Source organism: Thauera sp. WH-2, assembly GCF_048321015.1.
Taxonomy (GTDB): Bacteria; Pseudomonadota; Gammaproteobacteria; order Burkholderiales; family Rhodocyclaceae; genus Thauera.
Genome location: NZ_JBLWFG010000005.1, coordinates 39671 through 53468, shown reverse-complemented (window position 1 = coordinate 53468; position 13798 = coordinate 39671). Strand labels below are relative to the sequence as shown.

Annotated in this window: 10 protein-coding genes, 1 tRNA gene and 1 pseudogene; 6 read left to right on the top strand and 6 right to left on the bottom strand. The window is 66.0% G+C overall.

The features are described from left to right. Nucleotides 1-27: 27 nt before the first annotated feature. Nucleotides 28-5211 carry a RecQ family ATP-dependent DNA helicase gene (locus tag ACNKW1_RS09880; RefSeq protein WP_418364416.1) on the bottom strand — a complete coding sequence of 1728 codons (5184 nt, stop codon included), beginning with the start codon at nt 5209-5211 and terminating at the stop codon, nt 28-30. A 228-nt stretch (nt 5212-5439) separates the two neighbouring features. Between ACNKW1_RS09880 and ACNKW1_RS09875 the strand changes: the two genes are divergently transcribed. After that, nucleotides 5440-5670 (top strand): hexameric tyrosine-coordinated heme protein, encoded by a 231-nt coding sequence (locus tag ACNKW1_RS09875; RefSeq protein ID WP_418364415.1) that lies wholly within the window; start codon nt 5440-5442, stop codon nt 5668-5670. A 56-nt stretch (nt 5671-5726) separates the two neighbouring features. On the opposite strand, the gene ACNKW1_RS09870 is transcribed toward ACNKW1_RS09875, so the two are convergent. Further along, on the bottom strand, nt 5727-6419 hold the full coding sequence (locus ACNKW1_RS09870) for a TetR/AcrR family transcriptional regulator (RefSeq protein WP_418364414.1): 693 nt from the start codon (nt 6417-6419) through the stop codon (nt 5727-5729). After that, nucleotides 6416-7198 (bottom strand): annotated as a pseudogene (locus ACNKW1_RS09865) (NAD(P)(+) transhydrogenase (Re/Si-specific) subunit beta); the annotation flags it as partial. The gene ACNKW1_RS09870 and the pseudogene ACNKW1_RS09865, both read right to left, overlap by 4 nt. Before the next feature lie 20 nt (nt 7199-7218). Between ACNKW1_RS09865 and ACNKW1_RS09860 the strand changes: the two are divergent. Together ACNKW1_RS09860 and ACNKW1_RS09855 are read left to right on the top strand one after the other, a co-directional pair. After that, nucleotides 7219-7920 carry an acyl-CoA dehydrogenase family protein gene (locus ACNKW1_RS09860; RefSeq protein WP_418364619.1) on the top strand — a complete coding sequence of 234 codons (702 nt, stop codon included), beginning with the start codon at nt 7219-7221 and terminating at the stop codon, nt 7918-7920. 37 nt (nt 7921-7957) lie between these two features. After that, entirely contained in the window at nt 7958-8671 is a 714-nt protein-coding gene (locus tag ACNKW1_RS09855; RefSeq protein ID WP_418364413.1) for a class I SAM-dependent methyltransferase, read from the top strand. Nucleotides 8672-8778: 107 nt separating this feature from the next. Here the strand turns inward: ACNKW1_RS09855 and ACNKW1_RS09850 are convergent. Next, nucleotides 8779-8855: transfer RNA gene (locus tag ACNKW1_RS09850), tRNA-Arg, on the bottom strand. Between the two features lie 150 nt (nt 8856-9005). On the opposite strand from ACNKW1_RS09850, the gene ACNKW1_RS09845 reads away from it, so the two are divergent. Next, a complete protein-coding gene (locus ACNKW1_RS09845) occupies nt 9006-9455 on the top strand; it encodes a c-type cytochrome (RefSeq protein ID WP_418364412.1) in 450 nt (149 codons plus the stop codon). A gap of 111 nt (nt 9456-9566) precedes the next feature. Here the strand turns inward: ACNKW1_RS09845 and ACNKW1_RS09840 are convergent, their stop codons facing one another. After that, nucleotides 9567-11558 carry a UvrD-helicase domain-containing protein gene (locus ACNKW1_RS09840; RefSeq protein WP_418364411.1) on the bottom strand — a complete coding sequence of 664 codons (1992 nt, stop codon included), beginning with the start codon at nt 11556-11558 and terminating at the stop codon, nt 9567-9569. Between the two features lie 305 nt (nt 11559-11863). On the opposite strand from ACNKW1_RS09840, the gene ACNKW1_RS09835 reads away from it, so the two are divergent. Then, the gene (locus tag ACNKW1_RS09835) at nt 11864-12361 is read left to right on the top strand and encodes a TlpA disulfide reductase family protein (RefSeq protein ID WP_418364410.1); all 498 of its coding nucleotides are present in this window, start codon (nt 11864-11866) and stop codon (nt 12359-12361) included. Between the two features lie 43 nt (nt 12362-12404). Continuing rightward, complete coding sequence (locus tag ACNKW1_RS09830; RefSeq protein ID WP_418364409.1) at nt 12405-13052, top strand: pentapeptide repeat-containing protein; 648 nt, start codon at nt 12405-12407, stop codon at nt 13050-13052. A 21-nt stretch (nt 13053-13073) separates the two neighbouring features. Here the strand turns inward: ACNKW1_RS09830 and ACNKW1_RS09825 are convergent, their stop codons facing one another. Further along, a complete protein-coding gene (locus ACNKW1_RS09825; RefSeq protein ID WP_418364408.1) occupies nt 13074-13796 on the bottom strand; it encodes an SIMPL domain-containing protein in 723 nt (240 codons plus the stop codon). Between the last annotated feature and the right edge of the window lie 2 nt (nt 13797-13798).

The following is a 13798-nucleotide window of genomic DNA, read 5'->3' as shown; positions in this document are numbered from 1 at the left end:
CCCTGCGCGCCCGCCGGGCGAACCCGCTCAGCGGCGCGTAGCCGCTGCTGGCACGTACTCAAACTCAGGCAGCACGAGCTCCCAGGACGGGCACTTCACCACCGCCAGCTCGCTGTCCCGCGCGTGGCGCACCAGCATCGCCGCGACGCGCACCGCCACGATCGTGCCCGCAGGCGGCTGGAACTTCGACGACATACGACCAACCGCAACGCCTGTCTCATCTGCAAGCTCCCACCCGCCATTGCCGTGCGCCCGAAGCGTCAGCGCACTGCCCACGTCCAGCGCGGCCAGTGCGCGATGGACGGCAGCGCCGGGCGCAAAACGCCCCGGCCAGGACAGCACGATCTTCTCGGGATCAGCGCACCAGGTACGGTGCGCGAGCTGGGGTTCGGGCGGCGGCACAGCCGGACGCGAGCGCAGCACCAGACCATTGAGCTCGGGGGCGAAGGGATGCTGCGTGCCGATCGCCTCGCACAGGGTCAACGACTGGCGCGCCCGCGTCATGGCGACGTAGTAGAGCCGCCGCTCGTCGTCGCTGCGTCCCTGCCAGCCGCCGCTGTCGAGGATCAGCACATGGTCGAACTCCAGCCCCTTGGCGCGATGCGCGGTCATCAGCACCAGCGGCGCGTTGGGGCGCGGGTCGCCTGCGGGCCGGCCGACGGCGCCGAAGTCGTACAGGGCTTCGATGAGGTCGTCCACCACCCGCTCGCGCCCCGGCGCGGCCGACTCGGTATCGACGATGAACTGCGCGAGTGCGGCACGGCACGGGTGGTCGATCAATCCCTCCGGCGCAGTCCGGAAGCGGCGGCGGAACCAGCGCACGAGCGCCCCGGCCCGCACCAGCACGCGTCGCCGCCGGGTACCGCGGCTCTGGCCACGCAGCAGCCTGAGCAGGGCGTCGCCTTCGCGCGTGTTGTGCAGGCGGATATCGCCCGCGTCGCGCTGCATGCGCACCGGAATGCCGCTTAGGCGACAGATCGCAGCCATCGGCTCAAGGTCTTCCCAGCGCCGGGCAATGGCGGCAAAACGGCCCCAATGCCCGGCGTCGCCAGACGCGATGAGGCCATGCAAGCGCTGTAGTTCGGCCAGCGCGAGCTGCACTTCCTGGTGCGGATCGCGCGGCACCTCGAGCACATGGACGCGACCACCGGTGAGCGGATCGCGCTCGGCCTGCGCGCCGCCGTCCGGCCGCGCGCGCCGGGCGTGGTCGACACGGATCGTCTCGCGCGCCTTCATGCGTTCGCGCGCGCGCTCGACGACGCGGTTGGCGCAGTCGATGATGTGGCGGGTGGAGCGGTAGTTCTCGACGAGCGCGTAGCGGCGTGCGGCGTAGTCGGTCTCGAACTGGCGGATGTAGCGCACGCTGGCGCCGTCGAAGGCATAGATGTTCTGGTCGTCGTCGCCGACCACCATCAGGCAGACGCGATCTTCCTCGGTCTGCAGCTTGCGCCCCGCGACCGCGCTGATCAGCTCGTAATGGTCGCCGTTGATGTCCTGGTACTCATCGACGAGCAGGAAGCGCAGCCCGGCGAGCAGGCGATCGCGCACGATGCTCACGCCGACGCTACCCGCCGCACCGGTCTCCTCACCGCCACCCTCGGCCTTTTCTGCCGCGCGCAGGCACCGCGTTGCATCACGGATCACGGCGCCGAAATCCACCGTCTCCCCGCGCTCGAGCGCGACCGCGTAGCTGGTGCCGGTGAGGCGCATCGCCAGGCCGTGCAGCGTCTGCACCGTGACCCCGGCGGCGTCCGCGCCGACCAGCGCCCACAGGCGGCGGCGGATCTCGTTGGCTGCCGCGCGGTTGTAGGCGAGCACCATGATGGCATCGGGCTGCACCATGCTCTCGCGCAGCAGCCAGGCGACCCGGTGCACGATCACCCGCGTCTTGCCTGCGCCCGGCCCGGCGAGCACGAGGTGATTGCCCTCGAGCGGCGCGGCGACGATGGCCTGCTGCTCGGGGTTGGCGAGCGCGGTGAGGATGCGGCGGTGCGCCGCCTCGGTAGTCGCCATCTCGAGCACGTCCTTGCGCCCGGCGAAGTAGCGGCGCACGAAGTCGGCCCGATCGAGGCTGAAGTAGTCGACGATGAAGGCCATCGCTGCCTGGACCTTGCGGATCGCGAGTTTGGCGTACTCGGCCATCACGTGCACTTGGACGGTCTTGTCCTTGTAGTGCAGGGCGAGCTCGGTATAGTCGGACTTCTTGAACTGGCGCCGACGCGCCTCGGTGTTTAGCTCGATGTTCATCGCCGAGCGAAACACCGCCTTGCCGCGCGCCAGGTGCAGGACCTCGTTGGCGTCCAAGTACAGCAGCGCGGCCGACAGGGCCACGTCCCACTTGTCGCTGTCGAGATCGGCGAGCGTGGTGTCGGCCTGCAGCACCGCTTCGAGTTCGCCCTGCTTGCAGGTGACGAGCAGCGTGTTGCCCTGGCGGCGGCGCTGAAATTCGGCCACCAGCGCGCGCGCCAGGCGCATGCGGCGTTCGCGAATGGTCTCGATCTCCCGCCAGCCGCGCAGCAGTCTGATGAAACGGCTGTCCGCCGCATGCGGACGCAGGGCGAAGAAGCCGCGGTTGGTCGCGCCCTCGCCGAAGGGCTCGGCGAAGGATTTCAGCAGGCGGGTGAGGCGATCGGGGTCGAAGTCGACCAGGGCGTCGCGGCGCAGGGTGTCGCACAGGCGGCGCACGTTGAGGATCTGCCAGCCCTCCTCGGCGGCATCGGGCGCGGCTTCGCGCAGTTTGGCGATGAGGGCGTCCTCGATGCGCACGAGTTCATCGAGCCGCTGCGCGGTGTCGGGGTCCCGGTAGAAGGTGACGCCGATCTCGCTGTCGTTCGACAGCAGCTTCCAGCGGTCGAGCTCGCGCAGCATGTGCTGCAGCGTGCGCGAGTCCTGGCCGGTGGCCAGCATCAGCTCGTCGGTGGACACGCCCTCGTCATCCGCAGCCCGGATGAGCAGACCGAGAATGCGCAGGTAGGGCCCGATGTCGGCGTCGGCGCCGAGCTTCTTGCGCAGCAGCGCCGCCGCCTCGTCCTCGTTCGCCACCAGCAGGCTGCCCGGAAACACGCGGGTCTGGTTCTCGTGGCGCTCGAGCAGGCGCGCCTCCTCGAGCCAGGCGACCGCGATCCGCACCTTGGTGTCGGCATCGCTCGCGTCCGGATCGATGCGGTGGGCCTCGGGGATCTCGAGCAGGATCTCGCCGCTGGTCACCACCACCTGGCCTTCGCTGCGGTCCTTGCGTTCGATGGCGCGCAGCGCCTTGAGGATGGCGCCGATGTCGTGCTGGGTGAGGCGCGAATTGCGCAGCAGGCGGAACTGCACGTCGAGGTCGGCCTCGTCGTAGAGCAGAATGCAGCGCGCCGGCGCCTGGTCACGCCCGGCGCGGCCCGCTTCCTGGAGGTAGTTCTCCAGCGATCCGGGGGTGTCGAGGTGGATCACCAGACGTACGTCGGGTTTGTCCACGCCCATGCCGAACGCGTTGGTGGCCACGATCACGCGCAGGCTGCCACCGAGGAATGCCTCCTGCACCGTGCGCTTGTCGGTCGGCAGCATGCCGCCGTGGAAGTGGCCGCAGGCGAGGCCCGCGTCCTTGAGAAATTGCGCAAGCTCCTCGACCGTCTTCTGCCGCGCGCAGAAGACGATGGCGCCGCCGTCCTCGCGCAGGGCGTCCTGCAGCAGGCGCAGGACCTCGCCGTACTTGGCCTGCACCGGCACCGGGCGCACCTCGTAGCTGAGGTTCTCGCGGCTCACCCCGCCTTCGAGCCGCTCGAGGCTCAGGCCCAGGCGCTTCTCGAAGTGAGCACAGATGTCATCGACCACATCGGGCTTGGCGGTGGCGGTGAAGCAGAACACCGGCGAGGGCGCGGACTTCTGCCGTGCCTTGATGAAGCGCGACACGTACAGGTAGTCGGGGCGGAAGTCGTGGCCCCACTTCGACAGGCAGTGCGCCTCGTCGAACACCCAGGCCCCGATCTCGCGGTGCATCAGCGCGCTGGCGAAAGCGGGGCTGCGAAACTGCTCCGGCGCGACGAAGATCAGCCCGAGGTCGCCCAGGCGCAGCTTGTCGAGCATGGCGCGGCGCTCGAGCGGGTTGAGCAGGTTGTTGAGGTAGCCGGCGCAAGTGACGCCGCGCGCCTCCAGGTTGTCGACCTGGTCCTTCATCAGCGACTGCAGCGGCGAGATCACCACCGTCAGGCTGCCGTTGCGGTAGAAGCGCGCCAGCGCCGGCAACTGGAAGCACAGCGACTTGCCGCCGCCGGTGGGCAGGATGGCGAGCGTCGACCTGCCGGCAAAACCGTTCTCGACGATCGCGCGCTGCAGCGAATGACCATCCGACTTGGCCGGCGTGGCGCGAAAGCGGGTGATGCCGGGAAAGTAGCGCGGCAGCAGCGCCTCCAGGTCATGCTGCTCGCGGCACCAGGTGCAGGCCGGATCGGCGCACGGCCGGTCGCGCAGCATGGCGATGGCTTCACGCACGCGCGGAAAGCTAAGGCTCACCCAGGGCGGCAGCACCGAATTGCCGCCCGCCACTCGCAGCCAGGCCAGCACGTAGGTCAGCGCCTTGTGCCAGGCGGGATCGGGCAGGCAATGCTCGACGACATGGCGCTGCCCGGTGACGCACACCTTGCCGGCGGTCGCACGCTGCCAGGCTGCTGCCGTGTCGGCGAGCGTCGGCCTGAGCGCACGACGCAAGGTGGCGAAGAGGTTGGCCACGCCCTTACCGTTCTCCGGCCCAAGCAGGAAGTGCAGGCAAAGGGCCTCGTCGGGATGATCGACCACGCGCTGCTGCAGTGCCTCGCTCTGGTCGAGGAAGAGTTCGTAGGCCAGTTCCGCGTCGCGCACCGGATCGTTGCGCGTGGTGGTGCACAGCTTGTAGTCCTTCACCAGACGGTGATAGGGGTTCTGCGGAAACGCGACCGGCGACAGTTCCAGCGTGTCGATCAGCGGCAGGTGGTGCAGCGCCAGCCCCGGATGCAGCGCGGCGAGCGCGGGCTGATCGAAGGCGACGACGTTGTGACCGAGGACGAAGCCCGCACCTTCGGTCAGCGCATCAAGCCGGCGCGCAAGATCCGGCGCCTTGCCCGAAAGCCTGAGCCGCGCATCGAGGTCGGGGCGGAATACTCCGATCTCGCGCAGGACCATGCGATCATCGCGGGCGGTTTCGATGTCGAGACACAGGCAACGCGCCCGGGGCGCGGCGGGCGAACCTGCCATGACGCTTGTCTGGTGAAAAATGATGACGGAAATTCTAGCCGCTATTCCGCACACCCAACACCGATCGCACACGAAGCGAATGCCACATACTTCACGTACGCGCGACAATCCAGCACGCACCCCCGCCTCCACGCAAGGCGCAATAGCAACCGCGGCGAACAATGCACTTTCCGCTAAGATGCAGCCGTATCGCCCCGATACCCGAACGTCTTCACAGGAGCCCGAAGCATGGCAGACCAATGGCTTGAAACGCTGATCACCGCCACCCCGCAGGCAGGCTACGAGTTGGCCATCACGCTCAGCCGCCGCGGCGTCAAGTACACGCAGCCCGACCCGGAAGTGCTGCACAAGCTGCGCCCCGAGTACGCCAACAGCGCAGACTCGCTGACCGCGGTGTCGCAGGTCATCGCAATCAACTTCCAGACCGTCGCAGCAGCCAACAACTACTGGCGCAAGTAAGCGGCCCGAGGGAGGCCGGAAATTCGGGGCACAGCGTGGAACGGCAGAGGGCGAGATCAAGCCGAGTCGCTGAAACGCTTTCTGACCGTCGGCTCAATGACCCCTACCTGGCTCCTACCGAACAGGGTGGATTCAATCAAGAAACTCGCCCGTTCAACCACACGCTCCCGCGTCAGGGAGGGATTGCGGATGATGCGAAGCGGCAGGCCTCCATAAAGCGTCGCAAGTGTCTCGACAATCGCATCGGTACTCTCGGGATCCGTTCCAAGCCCCCGCGCTCGCCGGATTTCGCCAACGGCCCTGGACAGGCTCTCCCGTATCGCCTCGTCGGCACGCTGCAAGATCTGCGCAACGAGCGGGTTTCTGCCCGCCTCTGCAATGACCTCGATCTTGAAGGCGGCGAGATCCGGGTCGAGTTGCGCGGAGAGCGCATCCGCAATACGTGTACGCACCTCATCCGAGAATGTCCGCACGCCCCGAAGCAGATCCGTAAGCCCGATCTGTCCATGCAGTTCGCGAGCGACAATGGCCGCAATGATCTCTTCCTTGCTGCGGAAGTAGTAGTAGATGTGACCAGAGCTCATTCCCGCCATGGCGGAAATTCTCGAGATGCTGGCCATATGAACCCCATACCTGCTGACGCAACGCGTGGCCGCGTCCAGGATCTGCGACCTGCGGGTCTCCGCTACGCCCTTGAACCCAGCGAAAGCCCATTTCTTTGGCTCGGAAACGGGCTTTCGGTCCTTCATTCCATCGACTTCACGTGCTGGATGACCTCGCCGATCGCTTCCTGCGCGCTGCCGTAGAGCATGCGGCAGTTGTCCTTGTAGAACAGCGCATTCTCGATGCCCGAGTAGCCCGCCCCCTTGCCGCGCTTGACCACGATGACGTTCTGCGCCATGTCCGCATTGAGGATCGGCATGCCGTAGATCGGGCTCGACTTGTCGGTGCGCGCGACCGGGTTCACCACGTCGTTGGCGCCGATCACCAGGGCCACGTCGGCCTGCGCGAAGTCGTTGTTGATCTCGTCGAGGTCGAAGATCTTGTCGTAGGGCACGCCCGCTTCGGCCAGCAGCACGTTCATGTGGCCCGGCATGCGGCCCGCGACCGGGTGGATCGCGAAGCTCACCTCGACACCGCCCTCTTCGAGCAACTGCGCCATCTCCCACACCTTGTGCTGGGCACCGGCCACCGCCATGCCGTAGCCCGGCACGATGATGACCTTCTGCCCGTAGCGCATCAGCGCCGCCGCATCCATCGCCGAGAGCTCGCGCATCGTGCCCTCGACCGTCTCGCCACCTTCGGCCGCGGCACCCGTGATGGGGGCGAAGATGATGTTCCTGATCGGGCGGTTCATCGCCTTGGCCATCAGCTGGGTGAGCAGCATGCCCGAGGCGCCCACCACGATGCCCGCCACAATCAGCGCCGGATTCCCGATCACGAAGCCCTTGAAGCCCACCGCCAGGCCCGTGAAGGCGTTCAGCAGCGAGATCACCACCGGCATGTCGGCGCCGCCGATCGGCATCACTGTGCAAGTTCGCAATCGTGATGGGACAGATGGGCGACGGCGGCGACGAGCGCGCCCACAACCGCCATTCGATGGTGATCGTCCCGATGGACACGCCTGGCGTCGAGATCGTCCGCAACATCCCGGTGATGAACCACCTGTCCCCGGAAGGCCACTGCGAGATCCTCTTTCGTGATGTGCGCGTACCTACCGAGAACCTGCTCGGGGAGGAAGGGAAAGGCTTCGCGCTCGCTCAAGCGCGTCTCGGACCTGGGCGTGTGCATCACTGCATGCGTACCATTGGCCAATGCGAGCTGGCGCTGGAGATGATGTGCGAGCGTGCCCTGGAGCGGCGCACCTTCGGAAAATACCTCAGCGACTTTGCCAACATCCAGGAGTGGATCGCCCACTCACGTGTCGAGATTGACCAGGCTCGCCTGCTGGTCCTCAGAGCAGCATGGCTGATGGATCAACACGGCAATCAGGCCGCACGTGTTGATGTCTCGGCGATCAAACTGGTCGCGGCCCAACTGCAGACCCGCATTCTTGATCGCGCCATGCAGGTTTTTGGCGCGATGGGCCTGACCCCGGACACCCCCCTGTCCTTGTTCTGGACTTGGGGCCGTGCGATGCGCTTCTTCGACGGACCGGATGAAGTCCATCTGCGGGTACTTGCGCGCAAAGAGCTGGACAAGGCGCGGGCCAACCGCGGTGGTACCGCGGCTTACTATCTGCTCGACTAGCGGTTTCCTTGACCACCTCTTCCAAGTTGACAGCCCGATGCATATGGAAAAACTCGGCCCAGGAAGCAACCTCGATACCCTGCAAGCACTGGCATTGGTCCCATGCAGCAGCTTTGACGTAATCGTCGATGCCGGTTGCGGAACAGGCCGCCAGACGCTTGTACTTGCGCACCAGCTGGAATCGGCCGTTCATGCCGTCGATATTTCCGAACAGCACCTGAGCAAACTCGAGCGATATGCAAAAGAGCTCGGCATGGAGCACCTCGTCCATACGCATGCGATGGATATGGCGGATCTCCCGACGCACTTTCCAGCAATCGACTTGCTATGGTCCGAATGCTCGGCGTACCACATCGGCTTCCGGCGAGCGCTCGAAACCTGGTTCAAAACCATTCGCCCCGGCGGCCATGCCGTCGTGAGCGAACTGTCTTGGCTACGCCCACCTGAAGACGTGCCGCCCGCCGTACGCCAATATTTCGGCTCCGGCTACCCTGAGATGTGCACCGTTGAAGAGAACATCAGCTTTGCAGAAGCTGCGGGATACGAGGTCATCGCTTCGCACCTGCTCTCACACGAAGCATGGATTGAAGGGTACTACGATCGCCTCGAACCCCTTGCTCATTCACTCCTGCATCATTCCGAAGCCGCCGTACGCGTATTCGCCCAGCAAACGCTCGATGGAATTAGAGCATTCGACCTTGCGGAGGGAAATTATGGCTATGTCTTCTACGTACTTGGAAAGCCAGCTTGATTCGCGACGTCACATGACGAACCTCAACAACGCCGCAATCTTCTACGCTCGCCTTGGGCACAAAAGGAAATGGGCCAGGCCCGTGAAGACCTGACCCACTGAATTTTTGGCGCGCCCGAGACGATTCGAACGTCCGACCCCTGCCTTCGGAGGGCAGTACTCTATCCAGCTGAGCTACGGGCGCCAAGCTGTCCGGCGAAACTCCGAACAAGGCGGGGAAGGATAGCGGTGTTCGAGGACAAAGTCCATGACACGATGCCACAATGGTTCTTACGTGGCTATAATTCGCACATTAGATTCAGTCTTGCGTCACTCCTCGTCAAAGGATCCAAGCATGTCGAACCAACGCACACTGCGCACCACCCGCTTCGCTCTGCCCGCCGTCGCGATCATCACCGCAGCCTTGGTGGCTGGCTGTGGGGATCAAGGCAAGATCGATCCGGAGCTGACCGCATCGCTGATCCAGCCGGTCGCGCGCGTGGAGCTCAAGGTCGTCACGGTCGCGCCCGGCTCGCGTACCGGTGAGCAGATCGTCAAGTCCATCTGCGCAGGCTGTCACGACTCGGGCGCCGTGGGTGCACCGAAGACGGGTGATGCGGGCGAGTGGGCGCCCCGCCTGGCACTTGGCTATGACGCACTGACGGCGTCGGCCATCGCGGGCAAGGGTGCGATGCCCCCGCGTGGCGGCGGTAGCGATCTGACCGATACCGAGGTGGCACGTGCCGTGGCCTATCTGGCCAATCTGGCCGGTGCCGGCTACACCGAGCCGCCGGTCGAGCAGTAACCCCGCTGCGAATGCGCGGCGACGGACGAGGCAGCCTGCGGGCTGCCTTTTTCGTGCGCGCTCGCCGCACACGCTGCCGTCACGTGCTCCGCGTGCGCGAAGCCACGCGGATCAGCCCTTGTCGCGGTTCTCGAACATCGCCATCAGGTTCGCCAGCCGCACCTTGCCTTCTTCCTTCGTCACCGGCTGCGCGGTCTTGCGGTCGTTCATGCGGATGTCGCCGCCCATCTCGGCGATGAAGCGGCTCGGCTCGCAGGGGCGGAACTCCTTGCCCGACTTGCGCCGCTCGCACCAGGTGAGGTTGAGGCTGCGCTGGGCGCGGGTGATGCCGACGTACATCAGCCGGCGCTCCTCGTCGACCTTGTCCTCGTCGACACTGCTCTGGTGCGGCAGCAGGCCCTCCTCGACGCCGACCAGGAACACGTGCGGAAACTCCAGCCCCTTGGAGGCGTGCAGGGTCGCCATCTGCACGCCGTCGAAGTCGGGGTCTTCCTTGTCGAGCATGGACATCAGCGCGATGGTTTGGGTGAGCTCGAGCAGGTTCTTGCCGTCCTCCTCGCCCTTGCGGCCGAGCCAGCCGACGAAGTCGCGCACGTTGCTCCACTTGGATTCGGCCTCGCGCGTGTCGCAATGCTCGAACAGCCAGGCCTCGTAGCGGATCGCGCCGAGCAGGTCTTCCAGCAGCTGCGCAGCGGGCTCGCGCGGGGCGCGGTACTGCAGGCGGTTGATGTAGGCGGCGAACTCCTGCACACCCTGCAGCTGCTTGGCGTTGAGGTGCTGGGTGAGCCCCTCCTCGAACACCGCGGTGAACAGGCTGGTGTGGCGGAGCCCGGCGTAGGCGCCGAGCGCCTCGATGGTGGCGGCGCCGATGCCGCGGCGCGGCGTGGTGATGGCGCGGATGAAGGCGAGGTCGTCGTCCTCGTTCACCAGCAGGCGCAGCCAGGCGATCAGGTCGCGGATCTCGGCCTTGTCGAAGAAGCTCTGCCCGCCCGACATCACGTAGGGGATGCGGTGGTTGCGCAGTTGCTGTTCGATGAGGCGGGCCTGGTGGTTGCCGCGGTAGAGGATGGCGTAGTCCTTGAAGCGGGTGCGATGCTCGAACTTGTGCGCGGCGATCTTGGTCGCCACCCACTCGGCCTCGTGCTCGGCGTCGCGGCAGTTGGTGACCACGATCTGCTCGCCCTGGCCATGCTCGGACCACAGGCGTTTGTCGAACAGCTTCTCGTTGTTGGCGATGACGGTGTTGGCGGCCTCGAGGATGCGGCGCGAGGAGCGGTAGTTCTGCTCGAGCTTGATGACCTTGAGCTTGGGGTAGTCCTGCTGCAGCAGCTTCAGGTTCTCGACGTCGGCGCCACGCCAGGCATAGATCGCCTGGTCGTCGTCGCCCACCGCGGTGAAGGCGCCGCGCACGCCGGAGAGCAGCTTGAGCAGGCGGTACTGGGCGCGGTTGGTGTCCTGGTATTCGTCCACCAGCAGGTAGCGCAGCTTGTTCTGCCAGCGCTCGCGCACTTCGGGGTGCTCGTCGAACAGGCGCACCGGCAGCGAGATCAGGTCATCGAAATCCACCGCCTGGTAGGCGCGCAGGGTGCGCTCGTATTCCTTGTAGAGCTTGGCAGCGACCGAGGCGATCTCGTTGTCGGCGAGCTGCGCGGCCTCCTCGGGGGTGATCATCGCGTTCTTCCATGACGAGATCTGCCACTGCATCTGCTTGGCGATGCCCTTGTCGCTGTCGCCGGCGACGTCCGAGACGATCTGCACGGTATCGGAGGAATCGAGGATGGAGAACTGCGGCTTCAAGCCGCAGTGCTTGGCCTCCTGGCGGATGATGCGCACGCCGAGCGCGTGGAAGGTGCACACCGTGAGCCCGCCCGGCGCGCGCCCGCCCATGATGTGAGCGACGCGCTCCTGCATCTCCTTGGCCGCCTTGTTGGTGAAGGTGATGGCGGCGATGTTGGCCGGGCTGATGCCGCACTCGTTGATCAGGTACGCGATCTTGTGCGTGATCACCCGCGTCTTGCCGCTGCCGGCGCCGGCCAGCACCAGGCAGGGGCCGTCGAGATAGCGGATCGCTTCGCGCTGGGGCGCGTTGAGGAGGGCGGACATCGTGACGGCACTGAAAAAACGAAGCCACCCGGGCGGGTGGCGGGCTTCAATTCTAGCGCATCGCCCAAGCACAGGCCCGCGCGCGAAGGAGCGTCTTCGCCCGGTGCCGCCAGCAGCCGGGTGCGCAGGCCAGGCGCCCCCGGTCGTCCGGCACCTTTCGCGATCCCCCCTGTCGGAGCTTGCAGGACGCCTTCCTATGCGGAACGGCGCGGCCCACCAAAGGTGACAAGCCGGGGAGGCTCACGCACAATCGGCTGCGCCTGACGGGCGCTTGTGCCCCGCAACCGACTCGACCGGATTTCATCATGAAGCTGAAGATCATTGCCGCCCTCGCGGTCATCGCCCTTGTTGCCGCGGGTTTCTTCGTGTTCCAGCAGAAGCCCGCAGCGCCCGATGTCGCATTCCCCACGCTCAAGGGGCAGACGTTCCGTACCGCGGACCTGCGCGGCAAAGTGGTGCTGGTGAATTTCTGGGCCACCACCTGCACCAGTTGCATCAAGGAGATGCCGGCACTGAAGGCGACACAGGAGAAGTTCGAGGCGCGCGGCTACCAGACCGTGGCGGTCGCGATGGACTACGACCCGCCCGCTCAGGTCGCCACTTTCGTCGAGCGCAACGATCTTCCCTTCACCTTCGTGCTCGACCGCGACGGCAGCATCGCGCGCGGCTTCGACGGTGTGCGCCTGACCCCGACCAGCTTCATCGTCAACAGGCGTGGCGAGATCGTGCAGAAGATCCTCGGCGAACCCAAGTTCGATGCACTCCACGCGCTGATCGAAAAGTTGCTCGCCGAACCTGCCTGATCCAAACCTGTCGGACCTCGACTGAACACGAGCGGAATCCCTCATGCCCATGCCCCGTCCGAACCTGCTCGCCACACTGTCCGCCGCAACCTTGCTCGGCCTGCCGCTGTTCGCCGATGCGCAGCGCGCGGGCAGCATAGGCGGCTGCGACATCCGCCGCGGCACGCTGTGCACCAACATGAACCTGAACGGAGCAGAGCTGGCGGGCGTGAACCTGGCCAATTCCCAGTTCACCCGTTCGGACTTGTCCGGCGCCAACCTGCGCGGTGCAACGCTGGACGAAGCGAACTTCTCCCAGGCGGAACTGAGCGGCGCACACTTCGACGAAGCCTCGATGCTGCGCACCAACCTGCGCGGTGCCCGACTGGGCGAAGCCAGCCTGCAGGGGGCGAATCTGCGCAACGCGATCCTGCAGAATGCGGACCTGCACGGCGCGAATTTCGGCGCCGCTCAACTCGGCGGCGCCAACCTGACCAATGCGCGCGCCGAGGGAGCGCGCTTCGACGCGGCCGACCTTCAGCGCGCAAATCTGCGCGCCGCCAAGCTGTCGGGCGCCTCCTTCGCCGGCGCCAACCTGCAAGGCGCCAACTTCACCCGGGCTCAGCTCACCAACGCCGACCTGAGCGGGGCGAACATCGATCAGGCGATCTTCCTGAATGCGCAGACCGAGGGCTGCAAGGGCTGCCCCTGAGCGCACGTTCTGCAGGGCAGCTTACTCGAGGTTGAACTGGAAGGTGCTGACCACGCGCAGGCGTTTGCCGATCGTGCGCGACGTATCCATGTCGGAATCATCATCGTCGGTGATGCGGATCGCGCCCTGATTGGCGCTACGCAAGGAACCCAGACGTGCGCCCGCATCGGCAGCGAACTTGCTGGCCAGCTCGCGCGCACTCAGGGTCGCCTCTTCGAGCAGGATCGGCTTGATGTCGTTGAAGCCGCGCAGCTGATAGCGCGGCGTACCGTCACCGCTGTCGCCACCGAGTTGGACGCCCGCCTCGACGAGTGGATCGACACGATTCGACGCCGCAGCCACGAGATCGACGCGGGCGGATTTCACCACCACCTGGCCCTGTCCGGTGAAGCGTAAGGCCACACGATCCGAGCCATACTCGCGCGCCAGCAGATCCTGCACCTGCACGGGGCGCACCTCGATCTCTTCATCGTTGAAACCCTGCTCGCGCAGAAAGGCGATCACCCGCTCGCGATCGGCGGTGAGCGCCTGCTGCACACGACCGAAGTCGTTCTCCGCGCGACGGAACGGAAGGGCCCACACGGCGAAGTCGCTCTTCACGTCGCGTTCGGCAAGCCCCTTCACGGTGAGGATACGATCGGCCATCCGGAAGCGCTCGACCCCCTCCGCCACCTGCATCCCCGCAAAACCGATGCCGGCGGCAAGGATCAAAGCGGGAAGGACCCCGATACGGCTCTCGGCCATGA